Source organism: Streptomyces sp. GESEQ-35, assembly GCF_017948485.1.
Lineage (GTDB): Bacteria > Actinomycetota > Actinomycetes > Streptomycetales > Streptomycetaceae > Streptomyces.
Genome location: NZ_JAFFSX010000018.1, coordinates 56,468 through 77,633, shown reverse-complemented (window position 1 = coordinate 77,633; position 21,166 = coordinate 56,468). Strand labels below are relative to the sequence as shown.

General features: G+C 70.2%; 16 protein-coding genes. 8 read left to right on the top strand and 8 right to left on the bottom strand.

Annotation, left to right across the window (positions count from 1 at the left end):
- Positions 1–269: 269 nt before the first annotated feature.
- From KCH87_RS29895 to KCH87_RS29885, 3 genes are all read right to left on the bottom strand, one after another.
- A complete protein-coding gene (locus tag KCH87_RS29895; RefSeq protein ID WP_210589413.1) occupies positions 270–1,394 on the bottom strand; it encodes a polyprenyl synthetase family protein in 1,125 nt (374 codons plus the stop codon).
- A 151-nt stretch (positions 1,395–1,545) separates the two neighbouring features.
- Positions 1,546–2,181, bottom strand: a complete 636-nt coding sequence (locus KCH87_RS29890) for a class F sortase (RefSeq protein ID WP_210589412.1) — start codon at positions 2,179–2,181, stop codon at positions 1,546–1,548.
- A 121-nt stretch (positions 2,182–2,302) separates the two neighbouring features.
- Positions 2,303–2,824: a hypothetical protein gene (locus KCH87_RS29885; protein WP_210589411.1), complete on the bottom strand. Its 522-nt coding sequence runs from the start codon at positions 2,822–2,824 to the stop codon at positions 2,303–2,305.
- Between the two features lie 271 nt (positions 2,825–3,095).
- Between KCH87_RS29885 and KCH87_RS29880 the strand changes: the two genes are divergently transcribed.
- Both KCH87_RS29880 and KCH87_RS29875 read left to right on the top strand, forming a co-directional pair.
- Positions 3,096–3,551 (top strand): NADPH-dependent FMN reductase, encoded by a 456-nt coding sequence (locus KCH87_RS29880; protein WP_308298945.1) that lies wholly within the window; start codon positions 3,096–3,098, stop codon positions 3,549–3,551.
- 248 nt (positions 3,552–3,799) lie between these two features.
- Complete coding sequence (locus KCH87_RS29875) at positions 3,800–4,558, top strand: hypothetical protein (RefSeq protein WP_210589409.1); 759 nt, start codon at positions 3,800–3,802, stop codon at positions 4,556–4,558.
- Positions 4,559–4,568: 10 nt separating this feature from the next.
- Here the strand turns inward: KCH87_RS29875 and KCH87_RS29870 are convergent, their stop codons facing one another.
- Positions 4,569–6,221 (bottom strand): M4 family metallopeptidase, encoded by a 1,653-nt coding sequence (locus KCH87_RS29870; protein WP_210589408.1) that lies wholly within the window; start codon positions 6,219–6,221, stop codon positions 4,569–4,571.
- A 152-nt stretch (positions 6,222–6,373) separates the two neighbouring features.
- Between KCH87_RS29870 and KCH87_RS29865 the strand changes: the two genes are divergently transcribed.
- Positions 6,374–6,802 carry a gamma-glutamylcyclotransferase family protein gene (locus KCH87_RS29865; protein WP_210589407.1) on the top strand — a complete coding sequence of 143 codons (429 nt, stop codon included), beginning with the start codon at positions 6,374–6,376 and terminating at the stop codon, positions 6,800–6,802.
- Between the two features lie 7 nt (positions 6,803–6,809).
- Here KCH87_RS29865 and KCH87_RS29860 read toward each other — a convergent pair whose 3' ends face one another.
- Positions 6,810–8,942, bottom strand: a complete 2,133-nt coding sequence (locus tag KCH87_RS29860) for a molybdopterin oxidoreductase family protein (protein WP_210589668.1) — start codon at positions 8,940–8,942, stop codon at positions 6,810–6,812.
- A 314-nt stretch (positions 8,943–9,256) separates the two neighbouring features.
- The gene (locus KCH87_RS29855) at positions 9,257–9,943 is read right to left on the bottom strand and encodes a vancomycin high temperature exclusion protein (protein ID WP_210589665.1); all 687 of its coding nucleotides are present in this window, start codon (positions 9,941–9,943) and stop codon (positions 9,257–9,259) included.
- A 213-nt stretch (positions 9,944–10,156) separates the two neighbouring features.
- Between KCH87_RS29855 and KCH87_RS29850 the strand changes: the two genes are divergently transcribed.
- From KCH87_RS29850 to KCH87_RS29830, 5 genes are all read left to right on the top strand, one after another.
- On the top strand, positions 10,157–11,047 hold the full coding sequence (locus KCH87_RS29850) for a sirohydrochlorin chelatase (RefSeq protein WP_210589406.1): 891 nt from the start codon (positions 10,157–10,159) through the stop codon (positions 11,045–11,047).
- A gap of 61 nt (positions 11,048–11,108) precedes the next feature.
- Positions 11,109–12,362, top strand: a complete 1,254-nt coding sequence (locus KCH87_RS29845; RefSeq protein ID WP_210589405.1) for a deoxyguanosinetriphosphate triphosphohydrolase — start codon at positions 11,109–11,111, stop codon at positions 12,360–12,362.
- A gap of 146 nt (positions 12,363–12,508) precedes the next feature.
- Positions 12,509–13,771 carry an FAD-dependent oxidoreductase gene (locus KCH87_RS29840; protein WP_210589404.1) on the top strand — a complete coding sequence of 421 codons (1,263 nt, stop codon included), beginning with the start codon at positions 12,509–12,511 and terminating at the stop codon, positions 13,769–13,771.
- Between the two features lie 29 nt (positions 13,772–13,800).
- Positions 13,801–15,699 (top strand): DNA primase, encoded by a 1,899-nt coding sequence (gene dnaG / locus KCH87_RS29835; protein ID WP_210589403.1) that lies wholly within the window; start codon positions 13,801–13,803, stop codon positions 15,697–15,699.
- Positions 15,700–15,993: 294 nt separating this feature from the next.
- Positions 15,994–17,274, top strand: coding sequence for an RNA polymerase sigma factor (locus KCH87_RS29830; protein WP_210589402.1), 1,281 nt, complete (start codon positions 15,994–15,996; stop codon positions 17,272–17,274).
- Positions 17,275–17,395: 121 nt separating this feature from the next.
- Here the strand turns inward: KCH87_RS29830 and KCH87_RS29825 are convergent, their stop codons facing one another.
- Positions 17,396–19,324, bottom strand: a complete 1,929-nt coding sequence (locus KCH87_RS29825) for an ABC transporter ATP-binding protein (RefSeq protein ID WP_210589401.1) — start codon at positions 19,322–19,324, stop codon at positions 17,396–17,398.
- The gene (locus KCH87_RS29820; protein ID WP_210589400.1) at positions 19,324–21,057 is read right to left on the bottom strand and encodes an ABC transporter ATP-binding protein; all 1,734 of its coding nucleotides are present in this window, start codon (positions 21,055–21,057) and stop codon (positions 19,324–19,326) included. Before KCH87_RS29820 ends, KCH87_RS29825 begins: the two co-directional genes overlap by 1 nt.
- Positions 21,058–21,166: the final 109 nt, after the last annotated feature.

Below are 21,166 nucleotides of genomic sequence, written 5' to 3'. Positions count from 1 at the left end.
CGCGGGGAACGCTGCCCTCAGCGGGGGCGGGGAGAGTGTGTGAGGGTTCGGACGGCACGCAGGTGGCGGGCTGTGAGGCGAGGCCGGTGAGGGTAACCGAACCACCGGCTTCCGTGCCCCCACCATCGTCTACGAACCTGGTCCGGGCCAGCCTGGAGGCGTCGGGTTTCAGCAGCTCACGCCCAGGGAGGCGCGCGATGGACGGTGTCCGGAATGTTCTGGTTCGGGGTGCGGTGGCAGTGCGGGGGCGGCGCCTCGTGCGAGAGCCGTTATACGCCGCTCCGCTGCCGGACCGTCTCGTGGAGCCGGTCGATGAGGTGACCCTTGCGCTCGATCGTCACATCGAAGTACGCCGCACTGCGCGCCGAGCGGCACACGCGGTGTACGGCCTCCTTCGCCGAGCGCTTCAACTCGACTGCCTCGGCGGAGAGTTCGAGGAGGGTCCGCTGGAACCTCGGATGCCCGAGCACGAACGACTTCAGCTGCTCACCCGCGGCAGGCGGCTCCGCGGAGTCCAGCAGCTCCAGGAAGACCCGGTTGCTCAAGCCGTCGAAGTCCTCGTGGGTGTTGGCGCCGCCCAGCTCCGGCACGACGTCGGTCAGATCGTTGAACAACTGGCTCGCCAGCCCGAGCCGCCGCATCGCGTCGTCCAGCGCGCGCCGCTCGTCCTCGACGACGCCGAGCCCGGCGACCGCCGCGTCCAGCGGCATCCAGAACAGCGTCCCGGTCTTCAGCGCCGCCACCGACTCCCAGAAGCGCACCCGCTCCCCGCGCGGCGCGGCGAGCAGGTCGGCGCGGGTGCGGGCGGTCCGTGCCGACATGTCGCCCGCCTGGCCGGTGAAGCCGTTGCTCACCGCGCGGATCAGACTGGCCGCCACCGCCGGATCGGCCGCGTGCCGCAGCGCCGCCATGATCAGCCAGGAACCGGTGTTGAGGGCGAGCGGTATCCCATGGGTGCGGTGCAGGGTGGGCTCGCCGTACCGCACGTCGCTGCCGTCCTGGATGTCGTCGAGCGCGACCGCTGCCTTCAGCAGGATCCGTACGGCGACGGCGGTGCGGCGGACCACCGCCAGGTCCGCGGCGTCGTCACCGGTCTCGCCCGGGAAGCCGCGGTAGTTGCGGTACGCCCAATAGACCATCGAGGGCCGTAATCGCGGCCCGTCGTGACCGGGTGCCCCTCGATCCGGAGACAGGGCCGCCTGCCCCACCTTGGAGGCGAGGGCATCGGCGACCGGCGCGTAGAGGCAGCGGCTCAAGGCCGTGGCGTACATGTCCCCGGATTCCTCGACGGCCAGCGACCCGATGAACTCCCGCAGGTCGTCCTCCAGCAGCGCGGCGTCCTGCCGCACCACCGCTTCGACGCCGGCCGTCCCCTTGTACGCCGTGGCAGCCATGTCACCTCCGCTGACTGCTACGGTCCGGCGCGCTCACCGCTCAGGTCAAGATCACCTTTTCGCCATATATGTGAGGGACGTGTGCGTGAGTCCGATTACCCCCTTGCCGACCCGGCCTGAATCGTGTCAACGGCTGCCGGTCGGGTGCGTGTCAGCGGCTGCCTGTCAGATGCGCGAAGACGACCACGTTCCCCTGATAGCCGGTCGTCCGTGAGTAGCCCCCGCCACAGGTGATCACCCGCAGCTCGGGCCGCCGCGCCGCCCCGTACACCTTCTCGTCGGGGAAGTCCTTCGCGCCGTACACCTCGACGGCGTCCACGGTGAACAGGGCGACACCCCCGTCACGCCGGTCCACCTCCACCGTGCTGCCCTTCCTGAGGGCGCCGAGGCCGTAGAAGACGGCGGGGCCGTCGGTGTTGTCGACGTGCCCGGCGACGATGGCGGTGCCCGTCTCGCCGGGGGTGGTGCCGTCCTCGTACCAGCCGGCGAGGTTCTTCTCCGCGGCCGGCGGCACGTCGAGACTGCCGGTCCTCGTCAGCCCGAGGCCCATCAGGGGGGCGTTCACGCGGATCGACGGGATGCGGATGCGGTCGGGCGGGGAGGGCGGCAGGCCGGGCGCGGTGGACTGCCGTACGGACGCTTCGGCGTGTGCCTCTCCGGTGGACGGCTGAGGCGGGGCGTGCGTCCGGGTGCCGCTGCTCAGCAGCCACGCGCCGGAGCACAGTGCGGTCACGGTCACGGCGGCTATCGCGCCGTTCGCTATGGCGGGTTTGCCCGGCCTGCGCATGGTGACCTCCTGGAGCGACCCCTTGGAGCCGGCCCCGATCCCCCTCCGAGCCGCGAGGGGCGTCGGACCCGGAGGGGGAGGGGACGTGCGGTACCGGCGGACGGACAGCGGAGGGTGTCCGTCAGATCCCGTCGCCTCTCGCCCGGCGATGCAGGAGCCAGGTACCGCCCGCGGCGGCGACGGCGAGAGCCGCAATGCCGGCCGCGGTCTGCACGGGGTCGGGGCCGAGTGCGCCGCCGACCCCCGTCTTCACACTGCCTCTGGGGTGCACCTGTTCTCGGGCCGCGGTCAGCGTGACCACCAGGTCGCCCGCCACCCGCTTACCGTCCTTTGCGCAGGTCGCGACGATCTCGTACGTCCCCGGCTGCGCGCTCGGCGGCACCCTGAACTGCCCGATGGCGTTGTCCTCGTGGGTGCTCGGCGCCAGCGTGAACGCCCCCGCGCCGACCGCGCTGGCGTCCCCCGCCGCCGTCCCCGTGTCCCCGCACGCCGTCGTGTTCACCGAGACCTGGCCGCCCGGGACGACGGAGGACGGATACACGTCGAGACTGCCGGCGTCCGCAGCGTACGCGGGCGCGGTGCCGAGGCCCGCGGCGGCGACGGCGAGTGCGGCACCGGACAGCAGGCGGGCGGTACGTCGCATCGGTGCTCCCTCGAGATCAGCACTGGTTTCCCTTCCGAGGAAAAGGCCACGAGGCCGAGCGCGCTTCCTGAGCGGGCGCCGGAAATGGGGTGAACGGGTGTCGGGCGGGAGATTCGTGCGGCCTTCCGTGCCGGCGTTTCAGCAGGTCACCGGCGTGTGGGCGGTAGCCGTCGGAAAAGAACCCGAAGGGTGCGGGGGCGAGGGTGTGAACGGGTGACCCTGGGGTCGGCGCCCCGAAGCTTGACCTCAACCAAGGTTGAGATACGAGGCTGTGCCCCATGGACACCAAAACCGCTCTCGCGCCGTCCCCGAACGCCCCCTCAACCTGACCCTCGTCATCGGCAGCAACCGCCACGGCCGCTTCGGCCCGGTCGTGGCCGACTGGCTCCTCGACCGCATCCGGGACCATGACGACCTCGTCCCCCAGGTGGTGGACGTAGCCGAGATCTCCCTCCCGACCTCCCTCGCCCCGACCCCCGAGTACAACCACTCCTTCCCCGCCGGCCTGCGGGCCGTGGAACACCTGCGTCAGGTCTACGCCGAACTCCACGCCGTGACGATCCGCGACACCGTGTCCTTCCACAACGCGGGGGCGTCCTTCGACGACGACGGACGCTTGAAGGATCCGTCCATGCCGGACGCGGCGGCGAAGGCGATGCTGGATCAGTTGGTGTGGTGGGGGAGGGGGTTGCGGGAGGCGCGAGAGAAGCGACCGTATGCCGCCTAGGACGGGAAGCCGCAGGCGGGAGCGGGCTGTTCCGGGTGCGCCGGGTGCCCGCGCCGGGCCACGATGGACGGACGGCCAGTGCTGTCGGCAGGCCTGGGGCTACGGCGGGTGGCGGGGGTATGACGGATGGGGCGCCGGGACCGGCAAACCGCGGAGAGGGTTCGTCCGACCCTTCGTCCGGCAACGGCAACGGCAACGCGAACGGAAGCGGGACCGGGACCGGGGGTTGGCGCGCCAGTCTGACCGCGGTGGGCACGGCGGCCGTACTGGCCTTCGTCACCGTCTTCTTCGGGTGGCTGCCCAATCCGTTCGCCGAAGAACCGTCGCCTTCGCCGGTGAAGCGGCCCGCCCTGGAGGTGCTGTCCCGGCAGTTTCCCGAACCTGCCCGGATTCCGGCCGAGTTCAAGGAGGGGAAGTCATTCCGTGCCGGCACCACCCTGGCCACTCGGCTGGCCTTCACCCTGCGCAACCGCGGTGACCTGAAGGCGGCGATCACGGAGTTCCGGTTCACCGTGCGCAGGGAGAAGGCACTGTACGGCGGTACGGGCCCCGGCGGCTGCCTCCCCAACACGGGCGGCGACACGGAGATCACCGCCAACTACGACGTCGACTTCTCCGAATTGACCGAGCGGGGCGCGCCCGTCACTGCTGTGGTCAAGGGCGCGTACGACCTGGCTGCCGGCGAGGTGGAACGCGTCCTGTTCACGATCGGGGGCATCGAGTCGTACGACGCGAGCCTCTATCTCGTGGACGTCGAGTTCCGCGAGGGGGCCGAGAAGGAGCTGATCCCGGCCGGTACCGTCGCGTTCCTGGGCCCGGTCGACAAGGCCCCCGATTACCTGGACTGGATACACGCCGTCGCTCCCTCGGACCTCACGCCCTGCGACGACGACCTGATCCGGGATGTCGACCGGTCCCTCGCCCTCGCGGACGACCACAGCCCTCAGGTGGAGGGCCTGAAGGAGGACCTCGAAGTCCTGGAGCGACGCCTGAACGGCGGCGGATAACGCGGTGAACTCACCCCACGCCCACCGCACTCCAAGCCGCAGCCACGGCGTCGTGCTCAACGCTCCCGGCCCCATAAAGATCCGCAGCCGCACTCAACGTAGCCACCCGAGCCCCCGCGTAATCGGTCGACGACGTCATATACACGGTCAACGCCCGATACCAGATCGCCCCCAGCTTCCCCCGCCCGATCCCCGCAACCGAAGACCCGTCACACGTAGGCGAGTTATGAGCAACCCCGCCGATCGTCTTCGCCCCGCTCCCCTCCGCCAGCAGATATGCGAAGTGGTTGCCGACGCCCGACGAATAGTGGACGTCCAGCTTCGCGGTCCCGGTGCTCCAGCAGTCCACCGAGTTGCCGTCCTTGGACGGCTTGTCCATGTACCTCAGAGCATCCCGCCCGAGGCCCGAGCGGACGATCTTCTCGCCGATCATCCAGTCACCGGGGTCCGAGGCATTCGCCGCATAGAACTCCACCAGCGTGCCGAAGATGTCGGACGTCGCCTCGTTCAGGCCCCCGGACTCGCCCGAGTACGTCAGCGCCGCCGTCGACGACGTCACGCCGTGCGACATCTCGTGCCCGGCGACGTCCAACGACACCAGCGGGCCGAGCTGCGTCCCGTCACCGTCCCCGTACGTCATGCAGAAGCAACTGTCGTCCCAGAAGGCGTTGTTGTAGCGCGTCCCGTAGTGCACGCGGTTGAACGAGCCCACGCCGTCACCGCGGATACCGGAACGGCCATGCACGTTCTTGTAGTAGTCCCAGGTGACGTCCGTGCCGTACTGCGCGTCCACCGCCGCCGACGCGCGGTCGGTCGCCGTGCCCGTGCCCCAGTGGTTGTCGGAGTCGGTGAACACCGTGGAGGGGGCGCGGCTCAGGCAGATCGTCGTCAGCAGGCAGAGGTCCGTCTTGTTCGCCGCGTCGCCCGTGTACGTGTTTCCGCGCGTCGGGTCCTGAAGGCCGTACGACGATCCGTTCGCCGTCGTCTCCAGCGGGACCGTCCCCGCGTACAGCGACTTCCCGTCTCCCGTCGCCGTATGGAGGACGTCCCAGGCGTCGATCTGGTCGCCCGTGGCGGCATCGGTCAGCACCGTGCGCGCGACCGGGTTGCCGAGTGAGTCCTGAGCCGTCGCGTCCGTCCGCCAGGCCAGCTTCGGGGCGCCGTGCAGGGCGTCGACGACCAGCTGCGGCCTCGACGTCAACTTCTTCAGCGTCTCGCCCAAGTTGGCCGCCCGTAGGGCGTTGGCCGCCAGGTCCGCCGCCTTCGGCCCCGACAGCGTCGGAGTCACGCTCGACAGCGCCACCGCCTGACGAGTCGCGCGCGAGACATTCCGGTACGTACCGTCCGGGGCCAGATGGATCACGAAGTCGCCGCCCAGCACCGGGAGATGACGGTACGTCCGGTCGTAGCGGACGTGCTGCGTGCCGTCCGCGTCCACGATGACGTCCCGGACCTTGGTGTCCTGGGCGGAGGTGAGACCGAGGGCGGTCGCGTGCTCGGTGAGGGCCGCTGCCGCGTTCTCGAGCGCAGTCGGCCGGTCGACCGCGTTCGCGGTGGGGGAGAGGACGGCGGCCAGCAGAGCGGCGGCTGCGGTGGCCGCCGTACCGGCCGCGGCGAGACGGGAACCTCGGATGTTCCCGGTCCGTATCCGAATACGGCTCATGGATCTCCTCAGGGAAGCCAGGGAAGCGCCTGGGGCGGGCGCAGGGGGACGGGGGCGGTGATCTTTCTTGCGGTCCTGCGATTCAAGGGGCCGCTGACCTGCCATGTCCATGGCGCTGCTGAGGAGATGTGTGTGGAGAGAGAATCGTTTCTGTGAGCTCTGAGCGACTTCCGTTCTTCGTCTACGGCACCCTCCGCCCCGGCGAGCCCAACCACGACCTCTTCCTGCGCGGCCGCACCGAGGCCGAGGAGCCCGGACGGCTCACGGGCGCGGTGCTGTATGACGGGCCCGGCTACCCGTACGCCGTGGAAGACGCCGCAGGCGGTGTCGTGTACGGGGAACTCGTCACCGCCCTCCCCGAGGCGTACGGCGAACTCCTCGCCGCCCTCGACCAGTTGGAGGAGTACGCCCCCGGCGACCCGCGCAACCTCTACGAGCGCGTCGCACGTGACGTGACGCGGGACGTGGACGGGGCGGCCGTACGCGCCTGGGTGTACGTCGCCGCGCCCGCGGTCGTCGTACGACTGCGGGCGCGGGGGAGGCCGTTGGAGGGCGGGGACTGGTCGGCCGCCCGGCGCTGAACCGGCGCTACGGCTTCACGGTCTCCAAGCGAACCGCACACGCCTTGAACTCCGGCATGCGGGAGGTCGGGTCCAGTGCCGGATTCGTCAAGGTGTTGGCGCGGCCCTCGCCGTACCAGTGGAACGGCATGAAGACGGTGTCCGGACGGATCGTGTTCGTGATCCGCGCGGGCGCCACCGCCCGTCCCCGCCGGGACACGACCGCCAGGGGTTCGCCCTCCTTGGCGCCGAGCCGCTCGGCCAGTCGCGGGTGCAGCTCCACGAACGGGCCCGGCGCGGCGGCGTTCAGCTCGTCCACGCGCCGGGTCTGGGCGCCGGACTGGTACTGGGCGACGACCCGGCCGGTCGTCAGGAACACCGGGTACTCGTCGTCCGGCTCCTCCGCGGTCGCCCGGTGCGAGACGGGGACGAAGCGGGCGCGGCCGTCCTCCGTGGCGAAGCGGTCGAGGAACAGGCGGGGGGTGCCGGGGTGGACGCCCGTCTCGTCGTCCCGTGCGTCGAGCGACTCGTCCTCACCGTCCCCGGGGTCAGCCGCCGGCGTCGGACACGGCCAGAACACCCCGTTCTCCTCCACCAGCCTGCGATAGGTGATCCCGGAATAGTCCGCGGGCCCGCCCGCGCTCGCCCGGCGCAACTCCTCGAAGACCTCCTCGGCGTCGGTCGGGAAGCCCTTCTCCACGCCGAGCCGGTCGGCCAGTTCGTGCATGACGTCGAGGTCGCTGCGGATGCCCTCGGGCGGGGTGATCGCCTGCCGGCGCAGCAGGACGCGGCCCTCCAGATTGGTCATGGTCCCCGTCTCCTCCGCCCACTGGGTGACCGGGAGGACGACGTCCGCCAGCGCCGCCGTCTCCGACAGCACGACATCGCACACGGCAAGGAAATCAAGGGACTTGATGCGCTCCTCGATGTGCCCGGCGCGCGGCGCCGACACCACCGGGTTGGAGGCCATCAGCAACAACGCCCGAATATCCGTACCCAGCGCGTCCAGCAACTCGTACGCACTCCGCCCCGGCCCCGGCAGCGAGTCCGGGTCCACGCCCCACACCTCCGCCACATGCCGGCGGGCCGCCGGGTCGGTCAGCTTGCGGTAGCCCGGCAGCTGGTCGGCCTTCTGGCCGTGTTCGCGCCCGCCCTGTCCGTTGCCCTGCCCGGTCAGACAGCCGTAGCCGGACAGCGGCCGGCCGGCCCGTCCGGTCGCCAGGCACAGGTTGATCCAGGCGCCCACCGTGTCGGTGCCCTTGGACTGCTGCTCGGGTCCGCGCGCGGTGAGCACCATCGCGGCCTCGGGCTCGCAGAACATCCGTACGGCTTCCCGGAGTTGGGGGACGTGGACGCCGGTGATCCGCTCCACGTACTCCGGCCAGTGCGCCATCGCGGCGGCCCGCGCCTCCTCCCAGCCGGACGTGCGCTCGCGGATGTACTCCTCGTCCGTGCGGCCCTCGGCGACGACCAGGTGCAGCAGTCCCAGCGCCAGCGCGAGGTCGGTACCCGGCCGGGGCGCCAGGTGCAGGTCTGCCTGCTCGGCGGTCTTCGTGCGGCGCGGGTCGATGACGATCAGCGTGCCGCCGTTCTCGCGCAGCTCGTTGAAGAACCTGAGCGACGGCGGCATCGTTTCCGCGAGGTTCGAGCCGACGAGGATCACACACCCCGTTCTGGGGATGTCCTCCAACGGAAACGGCAGTCCCCGGTCCAGCCCGAACGCCTTCGTCCCCGCGGCCGCCGCCGACGACATGCAGAAGCGGCCGTTGTAGTCGATCTGTGAGGTGCCCAGCACCACGCGCGCGAACTTGCCGAGCGTGTACGCCTTCTCGTTCGTCAGCCCGCCGCCGCCGAAGACCCCGCACGCGTCCGGACCATGCTCCGTGCGCGTGCGGGACAGCCCCTCGGCGATCCGGTCCAGTGCCTCGTCCCAGGAGGCGGGCACGAGCTTGCCCTCGGAGCGCACCAACGGGGAGGTCAGACGCACCGTTGACGAGAGCACCGCCGGCGCCGTACGGCCCTTGCCGCACAGCGCGCCCCGGTTCACCGGGAAGTCCGCACGCTCCGTCACCTCGACGGTCCCGTCGGGGGCCGGCGTCAGATTCATCCCGCACTGAAGGGCGCAGTACGGGCAGTGCGTGGGCGTCACGGAGTTCTGCATGCCATTCAGCATGCTTCGTCCTTGTTACGCGCCGGGACGGCTCTTTGTTACACGGCCGGGACGGCGACCTCCCCGCGACCGCCCGTCTGCCGTGAGGGGCACAAGTGGTACGTCCCCGGGGGCGGGGCAGTGGTCCCGCCCCCGGGGTCACCACAAGACTGTCTCGGCCGGCGCCTGCTGAACGGGGTTGTCATGGGCCTCTCACGGCATCGCACCGCACATCCACAGCAGCCACGCCTCTGTCACCCACGCGCATCATCCGTCCCGAATCCATCCCGAATCCGTCCCGAACCGGACGCCCTGCTCCCGCTTCCTCAGCGCTCCGCCGCCAACGCCCGCGCCACTCCCGGCTCCTTCGGCCCCAGGAACCGCGGATCCGGCTCGAACACCGCGTCCAGGGCGGCCTTCCCGGCGGCGAGCAGCTCGCGGACACCGCCGTAGTACCAGGTGGCGTCATGTACGTCGGTCACCCCGACGCCGTACGACAGCACCCCCGCCTCCTGGCACAGCGCGACCGCCCGCCGGATGTGGAACCCCTGGCTGATCAGCACGGCCCGGTCCACCCCGAAGATCTTCTTCGCGCGGACGCAGGAGTCCCAGGTGTCGAAGCCCGCGTAGTCACTGACGATCCGCGCGTCCGGCACGCCCTGCCGGGTCAGGTAGGTGCGCATCGCGTCGGGCTCGTCGTACTCCTCGCGGCTGTTGTCGCCGGTGACGAGGACGACCTTGATCCGGCCCTCGCGGTAGAGCTCGGCCGCCGCGTCCAGCCGGTGCGCGAGATACGGCGACGGCTCGCCGTCCCACAGACCGGCGCCGAAGACGACCGCGACGTCGGTGCGGGGCACGTCCGCCGTGGTCCGCAGCCGGTCACCGGTCACGACGTACATCCAGGTCGCCGGAAGCAGCGCCACCACACACCCGAGCATCACGGCCTGCACCAGCCGGCGCTGCCCGGTGCGGGTGCGCGGCAGGTGAGGCCGGCGAAGTCTCAGACGGCGCACTCTCACGGTCCCTCCCCGGTGGGCTCTCGACACTCACAGACGTCCGGTCGGCCCCTCCGGTTCGGCCCTGGCCACGTGACCAGCTTCACCTTCCCCACGGAAACCGCAGGTCACGGCAGCTCACACACCCCATGCACCCCACCGTGAACCCCCCGAAAAAACCCGTGATGCCCGCGCAACGGGGCCGCAACCTCCCGCCGCCACCATCGGTTCATGACGGCGTCGAAACCACTTCACGACGAGTCCACGACCCTCGACAGTACGGCGCACATCATGAACCGGATCTCCAGCCAGCTGGCCGGCCAGCTCAGCCTCGTATCGCTGGACGGCAGGCGGCGCCCCCAGCCGCCCGCCCTGGTCCTCGTGGCCCACGGCAGCCGCGACCCGCGCACGCTGCGCACGGTCACCGCCCTGGTCGACCACGTCCGCGAGCTGCGCCCCGGCCTGCCCGTGCACCTGGGCCACATCGAGCTGAACGAGCCGCTGCTCCCCGACACCCTCGCCGCACTCGGCACCGCCGAAGCCGTCCTGGTACCGCTCCTCCTCAGCCGCGGCTACCACGTCAAGCGCGACATCCCGGAAATGGCCGCCGCCGCCCCGGCCCGCACCCGCGTGGCCGCCGCACTCGGCCCCCACCCCCTCCTCGTGGACGCCCTGTACGACCGCCTGGTCGAGGCGGGCTGGCGCAAGAGAGCGGACGGGCGTGGAGTGGTCCTGGCCGCGGCAGGCTCCCGGGACCCCGAGTCGGCGACAGACACCGGCCGCACGGCACAGCTCCTCTCCGACCGCCTGGGCGTACCGGTGATCCCCGCCTACGCGTCGGCAGCGAAGCCCACGGTCCAGGAAGCCCTGCGCACCCTCGCCGCCCGCGGCTGCCGCAACATAGCCATGGCCTCCTACTTCACGGCCCCCGGCTACTTCGCCACCCAGTGCGCGGAGGCGGCCCCGTGGATAGCCTCGGCCCCGCTGGGCACCCACCCGGCGATGGCCCGCCTGGTCCTGCACCGCTACGACCAGTCCCTGGCAACCCCGGCAGCACGTCCCGACCTCAGGGGCGCGGGGAACTGCGCGACAAGCCACCCACAACCCGCACTCGCCCGATAACAGAACCCGGCAGACGCAAAGGCGCACTCCCTTTGTCACCCCCTGCCCGTAGTGTCGAGACATGCCGTACGACCTGCAGTCAAGCGAACGCTGGGCCCCCGAGCCGGACAAGCGCCCCGGCCGAACCGCCTTCCAACGCGACCGAGCCCGCATCCTCCACTCTTCCGCCCTGCGAAGGCTCGCCGGCAAAACCCAGGTCGTCACCCCAGGCACAAGCAGCCAGGTCTGGGACGCCAGTCCCCGCACCCGCCTCACCCACTCCCTGGAGTGCGCCCAGGTAGGCCGCGAACTAGGCGCAGCCCTCGGCTGCGACCCCGACCTCGTCGAAGCCGCCTGTCTCTCCCACGACCTCGGCCACCCCCCGTTCGGCCACAACGGCGAACAGGCGCTCAACGAATTCGCCGAGGACTGCGGCGGCTTCGAGGGCAACGCCCAGTCGCTGAGACTCCTCACCCGCATCGAACCCAAACGGTTCACCCCGGAGGGCTCCGTCGGCCTCAACCTCACCCGAGCCGCCCTCGACGCGGCCACCAAATACCCCTGGCCCCGCGGCGGGCACCCCACCGACCCCAAGTCCCCGAAGTTCGGCGTCTACGAGGACGACCGCCCGGTCTTCGACTGGTTCCGCAAGGACGCCCCCGGCCCCCGCATCTGCTTCGAGGCCCAGGTCATGGACTGGTCCGACGACGTGGCCTACTCGGTGCACGACGTCGAGGACGGCCTGCACGCCGGCCACATCGACCCCAACTGCCTGCACGCAGAACCGGAACGACAGTCGGTCTTCTCGGTCGCCATCGGCCGCTACGTCCCCGCGGACACCGACCCCGCCGAACTCGCCGAGGCCCTCGACCGTCTCCTCGACGAGGAGTGGTGGCCGCACGGCTACGACGGCACGGCGGTCGCCCAGGCCCGCCTCAAGGACGCCACCAGCCAGCTCATCGGCCGCTTCTGCCTCGGCGCCGAGGCCGCCACGCGCGCGGCGTACGGCACCGGCCGCCTCACGAGATACGCCGCCGAACTCCGCGTACCGCGCGAGGTCCGCCTCGAATGTGCCGTCCTGAAGGCGGTCGCCGACCGGTACGTCATGCAGCGCGCCGAACAGGAACGTCTCCGCGCCGACCAGCGCATCGTGGTCGCGGAACTCGCCGACGCGCTCACCGTCCGCGCGCCCGACGGCCTCGACCCCCAGTTCCGCGCCCTGTTCGACCGGGCGCCCGACGACCGCGCCCGCAAACGCGTGATCGTCGACCAGATCGCGTCACTCACGGACGCGTCGGCGCGTTCGTTGCACGAGCGGCTCACGGGCCGCCTGTGAAGTGAAACAAGCCCGAACGTGACCCTCCGTGGCCTGATCGGGCCACTCCCTCTTCCCCCATCACGCTGCGTGCGGGACGCTCACATGTGGCGGCACCTGCAGTGTTCAACTGGGGGCCACCCCCCAGACCCCCGAGGAGGCATCAAGTGGTCGACGCGGATCAGACATTCGTCATCGTCGGAGGTGGACTGGCCGGCGCCAAGGCGGCCGAGACACTCCGCGCGGAGGGCTTCCACGGCCGCGTGATACTGATCTGCGACGAACGCGATCACCCGTACGAGCGCCCGCCGCTCTCCAAGGGCTATCTGCTCGGCAAGGAGGAGCGCGACAGCGTCTTCGTGCACGAGCCCGCCTGGTACGCCCGCAACGACATCGAGCTGCACCTCGGCCTGCCGGTCGTCGCGCTCAACCGTGCGTCCAAGACGGTCCGCCTCGGCGACGGCACCGTCATCCGCTACGACAAGCTGCTCCTCGCGACCGGCGCCGAACCCCGCCGCCTGGACATCCCCGGCACGGACCTCGTGGGCGTGCACCACCTGCGCCGCCTCGCCCACGCCGAACGCCTCAAGGGCGTCCTGACCTCTCTGGGCCGTGACAACGGCCACCTCGTCATCGCCGGCGGTGGCTGGATCGGTCTGGAGGTCGCGGCGGCGGCCCGCGAGTACGGCGCCGAGGTCACCGTCGTGGAGCCGGAACCGACCCCGCTGCACGGCGTCCTCGGCCCCGAACTCGGCAACCTCTTCGCCGAGCTGCACCGCGAGCACGGCGTCCGCTTCCACTTCGGCGCCCGGCTGACGGAGATCACCGGCCAGGACGGCATGGTCCTCGCCGCCCATACCGACGACGGCGAGGAGCACCTCGCGCACGACGTCCTCGCGGCGATCGGCGCGGCCCCCCGCGTCGGCCTCGCCGAGGCCGCGGGCCTGGAGCTCGTCGACCGCGCCCACGGCGGCGGCGTAGCGGTGGACGCACAGTTGCGCACCTCCGACCCCGACATCCACGCCGCCGGCGACGTCGCCGCCTTCCACCACGTCCTCTTCGACACCCGGCTGCGCGTCGAGCACTGGGCCAACGCCCTCAACGGCGGCCCGGCGGCGGCCCGCGCCATGCTCGGACGGGACGTCACGTACGACCGTGTGCCCTATTTCTTCTCCGATCAGTACGACCTGGGGATGGAGTACTCCGGCTGGGCGCCCCCGGGCTCCTACGACGAAGTGGTGATCCGGGGGGACGCCGGGAAGCGTGAATTCATCGCGTTCTGGATGAAGGACAACCGCGTGCTCGCCGGGATGAACGTGAATGTGTGGGACGTCACAGAGCCGATCCAGCGGCTGATCCGGTCCAGGGCCCGGGTAGACACCGATGCACTGGCGGATCCACACGTTCCACTCGAAAACCTCGTCCCTTGAGTGTCGGCGCACCACCGTAGACTCACCTCGTGGCAGGACGGATCAACGACGAGGACGTGAAGGCGGTACGGGACGCGGTCCCGATCGACGCCGTCGTGTCCGAGTACCTCCAGCTGCGCAACGCGGGCGGCGGAAACCTCAAGGGTCTCTGCCCCTTCCATGACGAGAAGTCGCCGTCCTTCCAGGTCAGCCCGAGCAAGGGACTCTTCCACTGCTTCGGTTGCCAGGAGGGCGGCGACACCATCACGTTCGTGATGAAGGTCGACCACCTCACCTTCTCGGAGTCGGTCGAGCGCCTCGCCGGCCAGGCCGGCATCACCCTGCGCTACGAGGAGGGCGGGTACAACCCGGCCCACCAGCGCGGCGAACGCATCCGTCTGGTCGAGGCCCACAAGATCGCCGCCCAGTGGTACGTGGAGCAGCTGGCCACCAGCCCGGAGGCCGACGCCGGGCGCAAGTTCCTCGCCGAGCGCGGCTTCGACCAGTCGGCCGCCGAGCACTTCTCCGTCGGCTACAGCCCCCAGGGCTGGGACCACCTCACCCGCTACCTCCGCGGCAAGGGCTTCACCGACAAGGAACTCCTCCTGTCCGGCCTCTCCCAGGAGGGCCGCCGCGGCCCCATCGACCGCTTCCGCGGCCGCCTGATGTGGCCGATCCGCGACATCGGCGGCGAGGTGGTGGGCTTCGGCGCCCGCAAGCTGTACGAATCGGACAACGGCCCCAAGTACCTCAACACCCCCGACACGGCGATCTACCGGAAGTCCCAGGTGCTGTACGGCATCGACCTCGCGAAGAAGGACATCGCGAAGTCCAGCCGCGCGGTGGTGGTCGAGGGCTACACGGACGTCATGGCCTGCCACCTCGCCGGAGTCACCACAGCCATCGCCACCTGCGGTACGGCCTTCGGCGGCGACCACATCAAGATCCTCCGTCGGCTGCTGATGGACAACGGCAGCGCCCGCGTGATCTTCACCTTCGACGGCGACGCGGCCGGCCAGAAGGCGGCCCTGCGCGCTTTCGAGGACGACCAGAAGTTCGCCGCCGAGACGTACATCGCGATCGCGCCGGACAACATGGATCCCTGCGAGCTGCGCCTCGCGAAGGGTGACGAGGCGGTCGCCGACCTGGTCGAACCCCGCACCCCGCTCTTCGAGTTCGCGCTCCGCCAGATCGTCGTCCGCTACGACCTCGACACCCCCGCGGGTCGCGCCGCCGCTCTGGACGAGGCGGCCCCGATCGTCGCCCGCATCAAGAACACCGGCGCCCAGCACGAGGTCGCCGTCCAGCTCGCCGGCATGCTCGGCATCCTCGACACACAGTTCGTGGTCAAGCGGGTCGCCCAGCTGGCGCGTTGGGCGCGGGACCGTGGCGGCAAGGGCCCGGCACCGAGCCGACAGCAGCCGACGCAGACGTACGACACGGTCCGCGCCCCGGCCGGCCCGGCACTGAACCTCCGCAACCCGGTGTACGCCACCGAACGCGAGCTGCTGAAACTCGCCCTCCAGCGCCCGGAGCTGGTCTCCCCGGCCTTCGACGCCTACGGCGTGGACGAGTTCACCGCCCCGCCCTACGCCGCCGTACGCCAGACCGTCATGGACGCGGGCGGCGCGGAGTACGGCGTATCGGACCCCCAGGAGTATCTGATCCGCGTCCGCGAGGCGGCCCCGGACGACGCGGTCCGTGCGATGGTCACGGAACTGGCCGTGGAAGCGATCATGCGGCGCACGGTCGACGAGATGTACGCCGGCGACCAGCTCGTCATGGTCCGCCGCCGCGCCGTGGACCGCCGCATCCAGGAAATCCAGGGCACCCTCACCCGGCTCACCAGCGGCGGAGACCCGGCTCAACTCGCCGCCGTGCAGAACGAGTTGTGGGTACTCCAGCAGTACGGCCAGGCGCTGCGGGAGCAGGGGGCGGCGGCGCTCTAGCGCTCCGCTGGGTTCAGTGTGTCGACCGCGGGTCCGTTGTGGCTGGTCGCGCAGTTCCCCGCGCCCCTTTGGGGCGCTGCCGGGCTGGTTCGTCGGCTTGTGACGGGGAACCCGAAAGTGTGGGCGCCGGGCCGGTCCCCACAGGGAAACCGGAACCCGCGGATCGTCCCAGATCAGGGCGCGAACAAGCACCCGCGTTCTCCGTGAGGGTAACCACGCGGTCACGGACCGGACTCAAAAAGTCACCGCACGCCCCTCGTGGCGGCGATGTGTCGTACTCCACACTGGGTTCCGGTGCCTGAGTCCTCGGAGCGCGGCCGATCCGTCCCCAACGGATCCCACACCCCCGCGGTTCCGCTCATCGCGTACGGGACGGACAGTGGCGTGGCCGCCGACTCCGCCCCCGAAGCAGCGCTGCCGCACACCTCAGCAGCGATCATCCTGGAGGTCGCCCCCGTGCAGACCCAGACCCTGACCCAGACCGACATCACCGACGGCACGGAACCGGCCGCGGAGGCCGACGTGCTCATCGCGGTGCCCCCGCAGGGCCGTGCCGTGCACCATCCCGATACGGCGGAGCCGGACACGCCGACCGAGCCCGAAGAGCCGCCCGCCGAGGCCCCCGAACCCGTGGAGCTGCCGCGCAGCCGCGCCGACACCGGCGGCCCGTCCTCGGATCTGTTCCGCCAGTACCTCCGTGAGATCGGCCGCATCCCCCTGCTCACCGCGGCCGAGGAGGTCGACCTCGCCCGCCGCGTCGAGGCCGGCCTGTTCGCCGAGGAGAAGCTCGGCAGCGCCTCCGACCTGGACAGCCAGCTCGCCCTCGACCTCGACAAACTCGTCGTCATGGGCCGCATGGCCAAACGCCGTCTCATCGAGGCGAACCTGCGGCTCGTCGTGTCCGTGGCGAAACGGTACGTGGGCCGCGGACTGACCATGCTGGATCTCGTCCAGGAGGGAAACCTCGGACTGATCCGCGCCGTCGAGAAGTTCGACTACGCCCGCGGCTACAAGTTCTCCACGTACGCCACCTGGTGGATCCGCCAGGCCATGTCCCGCGCCCTCGCCGACCAGGCCCGCACGATCCGGGTCCCGGTCCACGTGGTCGAGTTGATCAACCGCGTCGTCCGCGTGCAGCGGCGGATGCTCCAGGAGCGGGGCTACGAGCCGACCCCCGAAGAGGTCGCCGCACACCTCGACCTCGCCCCCGAGCGCGTCAGCGAAGTGCTGCGCCTCGCCCAGGAACCCGTCTCCCTGCACGCCCCCGTCGGCGAGGAGGACGACGTCGCCCTCGGCGACCTCATCGAGGACGGCGATGCCGCCAGCCCCGTCGAGTCCGCCGCGTTCCTCCTGCTCAAGGAGCACCTGGAGGTCGTGCTGTCGACCCTGGGGGAGCGGGAGCGGAAGGTCGTACAACTCCGCTACGGCCTGGTGGACGGCCGCCCCCGCACCCTGGAGGAGATAGGCCGCATCTTCGGGGTCACCCGGGAGCGGATCCGCCAGATCGAGTCCAAGACCCTCAACAAGCTCCGCGACCACGCCTTCGCGGACCAGCTACGGGGCTATCTGGACTGATGCCGACTGCGGGCCGGTGGGGGCTGGTCGCGCAGTTCCCCGCGCCCCTCAGGTACGTGCAGCTAACGCCCCTTCAGGGGCGCGGGGAACTGCGCGATCAGCCACAACGGGCCGGCAGCCGTCAGTCGACCTCAGCCACCGCCTGCGCGAACTGCGCCTTGTACAGCCGGGCATAAGCCCCATCGGCCGCCAACAGCTCACCGTGCGCGCCCTGTTCCACGATCGCGCCGTTCTCCATCACCAGAATCGTGTCGGCGTCCCGGATCGTCGACAGCCGGTGCGCGATGACGAACGACGTACGCCCGTGCGCCAGTTTCGCCATCGCCTTCTGGATCAGCACCTCGGTACGGGTGTCGACCGAACTGGTTGCCTCGTCCAGGACCAGGATCACCGGATCGGAGAGGAACGCCCGGGCAATGGTGATCAGCTGCTTCTCACCGGCGCTGACTCCGGCCCCCTCGTCGTCGATCACGGTGTCGTACCCGTCCGGCAGCGTACGGACGAAACGGTCCGCGTGCGCCGCCCGGGCCGCCTCCTCGATCTCCCCGCGGGTGACCTCCCGCGAGGCTCCGTACGCGATGTTCTCGGCGATGGTCCCGCCGAACAGCCAGGTGTCCTGGAGCACCATGCCGATCCCGGCGCGCAGTTCGTCCCGGGACATGCGCGCGATGTCGACGCCGTCGAGGGTGATGCGCCCGCCGGAGACGTCGTAGAACCGCATCAGCAGGTTGACCAGCGTGGTCTTGCCCGCGCCCGTCGGCCCGACGATCGCGACCGTGTGCCCGGGTTCGACCTTCAGCGAGAGGTCCTCGATGAGCGGCTTCTCCGGGTCGTAGCGGAAGGACACGTGCTCCAGTGCCACCCGCCCGCGCAGTTCCTCCGGCCGCTCGCCCGGCATCGGATCGGCCTCCTGCTCCTCGGCGTCGAGGAGTTCGAAGATCCGCTCGGCCGAGGCGACCCCGGACTGCACGAGGTTCGCCATCGACGCGACCTGCGTCAGCGGCATCGAGAACTGCCGCGAGTACTGGATGAAGGCCTGCACATCGCCGATCGACAGCGCACCCGAAGCGACCCGCAGGCCACCCACGACGGCGACCAGCACGTAGTTGATGTTCGACACGAACATCATCAGCGGCTGCATGATCCCGCTGTTGAACTGCGCCTTGAACCCGGCCTCGTACAACGCGTCGTTCTGCTCGGCGAACTGCTGCGCCGACTCGTCCTGCCGCCCGAAGACCTTCACCAGCGTGTGCCCGGTGTACATCTCCTCGACGTGCGCGTTGAGCTTGCCGGTCGAGCGCCACTGCTGCACGAAGTGCGGCTGCGAGCGCTTGCCGACCCGGGTGGCGACGACGAACGACAGCGGCACGGTCACCAGCGCCACCAGCGCCAGGATCCAGGACACCCAGAACATCATCGCGAGCACACCGATGATGGTGAGCACGGAGTTGATGAGCTGGCCCATCGACTGCTGGAGCGTCTGCCCGATGTTGTCGATGTCGTTGGTGGCGCGGCTGAGCACCTCACCGCGCTGCCGCTTGTCGAAGTACGACAGGGGCAGCCGCGACAGCTTCGTCTGCATGTCCTCGCGCATCCGGTACATCGTCCGGTTCACGGAACGGTTCACCAGCCGTGTCGCCACCAGCATCAGCAGCCCGGCCACCACGAACACGGTCAGCGCGAGCAGCAGCACGGAGCCGACCGCACCGAAGTCGACGCCCTCACCCGGCGTGAAGTCCGTACTGCGGAGCATGTCGGCGACCGAACCGTCACCGCGCTCCCGCATCGACGCGAGCACCTGCTCCTTGGTGGACCCGGCCGGGAACTGCCGCCCGACGATGCCCGCGAAGACCAGGTCGGTCGCCTCGCCGAGGATCTTCGGCCCGACCACCGACAGACCCACGCTCACCACCACACAGAGCAGCAGCGCGTAGATGGTGAGCCGCTCCGGCTTGAACTGGGCGACGAGCCGTCTGCCCGACACCTTGAACTCCATCGAGCGGTGCTCGGGGCCCGTCCCGGCCATCATCCGCCCCATAGGCCCGGCCATCAGGCAGCCTCCGCTTCCGTCAGTTGGGAGAGCACGATCTCCCGATAGGTCTCGTTGTCCGCCATCAGCTCGTGGTGCCGGCCGGTGCCGACCACCCGTCCTTCGTCGAGTACGACGATCCGGTCGGCGTCCCGGATGGTCGCCACCCGCTGGGCGACGATCACGACGGTCGCCTCGGCGGTCTCCCGGGCGAGTGCGGCCCGCAGCGCCGCGTCGGTCGCGTAGTCGAGCGCGGAGAAGGAGTCGTCGAAGAGATAGATCTCCGGCCGCTGCACCAGCGTGCGGGCGATCGCGAGCCGCTGCCGCTGACCACCGGAGACGTTGGTGCCGCCCTGCGCGATCGGCGATTCCAGCCCGTTCTCGAGCCGCTGCACGAACTCCTTGGCCTGCGCCACCTCCAGCGCCTGCCACAGCTCGTCGTCCGTCGCGTCCGGATTGCCGTACCGCAGATTGGACGCCACCGTGCCCGCGAAGAGATACGGCTTCTGCGGGACGAGCCCGACCGTCTGGGCCAGCAGCCTCGGCTCCAGGGACGCCACCTCGACGCCGTCCACGAGCACCTCCCCATCGGTCGCGTCGAACAGCCGCGGCACCAGCCCGAGCAGCGTGGACTTGCCGCTGCCGGTCGAGCCGATGACGGCGGTCACCTCGCCGGGCCGGGCCACCAGGTCGACGGCCCTCAGCACCGGCTCCTCGGCACCCGGGTAGCGGAACCCGGCCCCGCGGAGCTCCAGATGCCCGTGCCGGAGCAGCTTGACCACGGGCGCGGTCGGCGGAACCACGCTGGAGGAGGTGTCCAGCACCTCCTCGATACGCTCGGCGCAGACCTCCGCGCGCGGCACCATCATGAACATGAAGGTGGCCATCATCACGGACATGACGATCTGCATCAGATAGGCGAGGAACGCCGTCAGATCGCCGATCTGCATCTGGCCGCTGTCGATGCGATGGGCCCCGAACCACACCACCGCAATGGACGACAGGTTCACCACCGTCATCACCATCGGGAACATCAGCGCGAGCAGCTTGCCGGTGCCCAGCGACATCTCGGTGAGCTCGGCGTTCGCCTGCCGGAAGCGCTGCTGCTCGTACTCGTCGCGGACGAAGGCGCGGATCACCCGGTTGCCGGTGATCTGCTCGCGCAGCACCCGGTTCACGGTGTCCAGCCGCACCTGCATGGTCCGGAACAGCGGCCGCATCCGACGCACGATGATCGTCACGCAGATGCCCAGCACCGGCACCACCGCGACCAGTACCCCGGACAGCGGAACGTCCAGGCCGAGCGCCAGCACGATGCCGCCGACGCACATGATCGGCGCGGACACCATCAGCGTGAACGTCATCAGGGCCAGCATCTGGACCTGTTGGACGTCGTTCGTCGTACGGGTGATCAGCGAGGGCGCGCCGAAGTGACCGACCTCACGGGCGGAGAACGACTGCACCCGGTCGAAGACGGCGGCCCGGACGTCCCGGCCGAGCGCCGCCGCCGTTCGGGCGCCGTAGTACACGGCACCGATGTTGCAGAAGACCTGCACCAGCGAGATGCCGATCATCAGGGCGCCGTAGCTGAGGATGTAGCCGGTGTCTCCGGTCACGACACCGTTGTCGATGATGTCCGCGTTCAGCGTGGGCAGGTAGAGGGTGGCGCAGGTCTGAAGGAATTGAAGCAGCACCAGCAGAGCGATGGGTTTCCTGTAGGGCCTGAGATAGGTCCGCAGAAGTCGTATGAGCACGCTACGTCTCTCGGAGTCGGCGGTAGGGGCGGTGGTTGCCCCTGGCCCCTATCGTCGAACACTCCGCCCGTGTTACCTCAACCGATTAAGCCGTCAGCAGTGCTTCGTA